At 72.9% G+C, this 3,811-nt stretch carries 3 protein-coding genes and 1 pseudogene; all 4 read left to right on the plus strand.

Annotated elements, in window-relative coordinates:
• Positions 1 to 222: pseudogene (locus AB0B91_RS64395) on the plus strand (penicillin-binding protein); the annotation flags it as partial.
• A gap of 86 nt (positions 223 to 308) precedes the next feature.
• The gene (locus AB0B91_RS64400) at positions 309 to 1,004 is read left to right on the plus strand and encodes a carboxymuconolactone decarboxylase family protein (protein ID WP_358342868.1); all 696 of its coding nucleotides are present in this window, start codon (positions 309 to 311) and stop codon (positions 1,002 to 1,004) included.
• A 48-nt stretch (positions 1,005 to 1,052) separates the two neighbouring features.
• Complete coding sequence (locus tag AB0B91_RS64405; RefSeq protein WP_358342870.1) at positions 1,053 to 2,162, plus strand: sensor histidine kinase; 1,110 nt, start codon at positions 1,053 to 1,055, stop codon at positions 2,160 to 2,162.
• Positions 2,163 to 2,233: 71 nt separating this feature from the next.
• Positions 2,234 to 3,799 carry a hypothetical protein gene (locus AB0B91_RS64410; RefSeq protein WP_358342872.1) on the plus strand — a complete coding sequence of 522 codons (1,566 nt, stop codon included), beginning with the start codon at positions 2,234 to 2,236 and terminating at the stop codon, positions 3,797 to 3,799.
• Positions 3,800 to 3,811 lie beyond the last annotated feature (12 nt).

Here is a 3,811-nt window from a genome sequence, read left to right on the forward strand (position 1 = left end):
GACGACGACGGGAACGCGCACATGCGCTACGAGTTCGTCGACGGCATGAAGGACCTCTCCCCGCCCCTGGAGATGACCCTGGAGCCGGTCACGGAGACGGTCTTCGCCGCCTCAGGCGCCGGCCCCTCCTTCAGCGAGGACTACATGCCCGTGGTCTTCTCCACCCTGGCCAACGGCACTGAGTGCGTGTACGTCGGCATGCGGGCCACCCCCAAGGTCTGACCCGTTGGCACGCCCAACGATTCTTGCTATGGTTGGCCTGGCCAACATTGGCCAGGCCAACTAGTTTTCGGCAAGGAGCACGACCGGTGAACGTTCCGTACGACACCCAGATCAAGACGTTGGACCCGATCTTCGCGGAGATGAGCGCCGCCACGCACCAGAAGGCCTGGGCCGGAAACCCCGAGCTGACCCCGCGGGAGAAGATCCTGCTCAGCGTGGTCGCCGACGTCTGCCAGCAGACCCTCGGACTGCCTTTCGAAGCCCACGTGACGATGGGCCTGGAACACGGCGTCGACGCCGACGACCTCCGCGAACTGCTGCGCTTCATCTCCTACGACAGCGGCTACCCGGCGGCGCTGGCGGCCCTGGCCCGCCTGACCGACATCGAGCGCGAACAGGGCCTTGCCGGCCCCACCGGGCAGGGTCATCCGGTGAACGCGGACGGCACGGGAAGCCCGATCCCCGCGCCGACCCGGCGGGCCGTGCACAACCTCGACGCCGGCTTCGCCGACTTCATGGACCTGCAGTCGCGCATGCGCACCGGCATGCGGCGGCTGACCGTCCGCGAGCGGGCGTTCGCCACGATCACCGTCGACGTCCTCTACCAGACGCTGGAGGAGAGTTTCCGCGTCCATGTGACGCGTGCCTTCAGCACGGGTGCCACCCCCGAGGAGGTCCGCGCGGTCGTACGGTTCTCGGGCCAGTTCGGCATGACGAAGGCGTGGAGCGGCATGCGGGCGCTCAACGACCTCTTCACCGAGACCGGCACCGTCTTCGCCTGAGCTCCCCGGATCGCGCAGCGGCGCCGCTGTGCTCGTAACGTGGGCGTGATGCTGCTTCGATCCCAGCCCCCGGACCCCGGCGGCACACCGTACGACGCGCCCGGCGTCAAGGCGTTCCTGCCCTTCGTCCTGCTGGCCACGGGCGCGATCTGGGAGACCGTCGACGGTTCGCTGCGGCCCGCGTGGCTGTCGTGGACGGGCCTGGCCGGCATGTCCGTCCTGTACGTACTGACGGTGATCATGGCCCTCCGGCGCCGGGCCGTGCCCGCCCGGGTCGCGCTGGCGGCGCTGGCCGCGGTCGTCTTCGCCCTGGCGATCGTGCTGGGCGGCGGCTGGTACTACCTGTTCCCGCTGCTGGGCATCGCGTGCGGCATCACCTTGTACGGCCGAGCGGTGCGCGTCGTCACGGCGGCGGTGCCCTTAGGCGCGGCGCTGGTGGTGTGGGCCGGCGGCGGCACGCTGGAGTCGATCCTGGCGTTCTCGTGGGGGACGTTCAGCGCGGGCCTGGTCGTGGCCGTCATCCTGCACCTGCACGCGATCATCGGCGAACTGAACGAGACCCGCCAGCGGCTGGCCGAGGCGGCCGTCGCGCAGGAGCGGCTGCGCTTCTCCCGCGACCTGCACGACCTGCTCGGCCACACCCTGTCGGTCATCGTGGTCAAGGCGGAGGCGGTACGCCGGCTGATCCGCCGCGACCCCGGCCAGGCCGAACGCCAGGCCGCCGACATCGAGGCCGTCGGCCGACAGGCGCTGACCGAGGTACGCGAGGCGGTCACCGGCTACCGGGCGGGCAGCCTGGCCGACGAGCTCACGCGGGCCCGCGACGCCCTGGCGGCGGCCGGGGTGCGGGTGAACGTCCGCCGCACAGGACCGCCGCCGGCCGCCCAGGCCGAGGCGCTGCTGGGCTGGGTGGTACGCGAGGGTGTCACCAACATCATCCGCCACAGCGGCGCCACCGAGGCGGAGATCGACCTGACGGGCCTGACCCTGACGATCCGCGACAACGGCACCAACGGCCCGCAGCCCGCCGACGCCGGAACCGGCAGCGGGCTGCGCGGCCTGGCCGAACGGCTCGGCCAGGCGGGCGGCGCCATCGAGGCGGGCCCCCACCCGCAGGGCGGCTTCCACCTCACCGCCACCCTCCCGCCCGGCGAATAGGCGAGCAGGCGGGTGGGCTCCGCGTCCGGCTCGACGGTCTGGCCGAGCTTGGAACCTCCGGCCGCCCGTCGGTGTACCGAAGACGTGACACGGCCAGCGCCACCACCGCCGCGCTCCCCTTCGGCGGTCTCGTCCAGGTGCTCCCCACCGAGCAGCCGCACGGCCTCTCCCCCGCCGGCATCCTGCGCTGGGCGGTGGACGTGCTGCAACAGCAGGCCGCCGGCCGTCGCATCGTGCTCGCCGTCGACGACGCGCACCTGCTCGACCCGCCGTCCGCGGCGCTGGTGCACCTGGTCGCGCGGGCCGACAACGCCACGGTCATCGGCACCTCGCGCGACGGCGAGCAACTCCCGCTGCCGATCCGGGCCCTGTGGACCGACGGTCTGGTCGACCACGTCGAGCTGAAGCCGCTGCCGCCGGCCCAGACCACCCGGCTGCTCTCCGAGATCCTGCGGGGACCGGTCGACGCCACCTCCGCCGACCGGCTCGGCCGGCTCTCCGAGGGCAACCCGCTGCTGCTGCGCGAGCTGGTGTTCGCCGCCGACCGGGGTGAGCTGACCCGCACGTACGGGATCTGGAAGTGGACCGGCCGGCTGGAGCTGGCCCCCAACCTGGCCGACCTGATCGACATCCGGATAGGCCAGCTCACCTCGGGCGTACGCGGGGTGGTGGAGCTGGTCGCCTTCGGCGAGCCGCTCGGGCTGCACCTGCTCAACCAGGCCGCCGACCCGGTGGACGTGGAGACCGCCGAGGAGCGCGGGCTGATCGCCGTGGAGCACGACGACCGGCGGGCCAACGTGCGGCTGGCCCACCCGCTCTACGGCGAGGTGATGCGCCGCCGCTGCCCGGTGAGCCGGACGCGGCGGTTGCAGGCCCGCCTCGCCGAGCTGCTGGAGCTGGTCGGCAAGCGACGCCGCGACGACCTGCTCCGGGTGGCCGTCTGGCGGCTCGACTCGGGCACCGCGCAGGATCCGGCCATGCTGCTCGACGCGGCCGGGCAGGCGTTCGCCCGCTACGACGTACCGCTGGCGACCCGGCTGGCCCGCGCGGCGCTCGACGCGGGCGGCGGCTTCGACGCGGCGGAACTGCTGGCCACCATCCTGATGTTCGGCGACCGCCCGGACGAGGCGATCGAGGTGCTGGACGCGGTCGCCACCGACATCGAGGGTGACCGGCGGCTGAGCCGCTGGCTGACCGTGCGGGGCATGGTCAGCTACTGGGGGCTGAGTCGGGAGTCCACGGTGGAGGAGATCGCGGCCCGCCGGTCGACCCTCGCCGACTCCGCCGACCAGGCGCGGGTGCTGGCCTTCGAGGGCATCATGCGGCTGCACCGGCTGGACACCGGCATCGCGCTGCGGCTCGCGCAGACGGTGCTGGACCGGCCGGCCGCGAGCGTCGCGGCCCGGGAGCTGGCCCGCAGCACGATCGCCCACCTCCAGGCGGCGCAGGGGCAGCTGCACCGCAGCGCCACCGCGATCAACAAGGTGCAGGCCGAGGCGGGCCGGTGGCGGGGCGACATGCCGTACCTGCAACTGGCCCTGGAGCTGGCCCGGGGCCCGAGGACTGGTCTGTCGCGCACCAGAAACTCGCCTTGGCCCACCGTGGAGCCGGGTACCTCTCGGAGGCGCTACGCCTGATCGACCTCGCCC

It is taken from the genome of Nonomuraea sp. NPDC049141 (assembly GCF_040648415.1).
In the GTDB taxonomy this organism is placed as follows: domain Bacteria; phylum Actinomycetota; class Actinomycetes; order Streptosporangiales; family Streptosporangiaceae; genus Nonomuraea.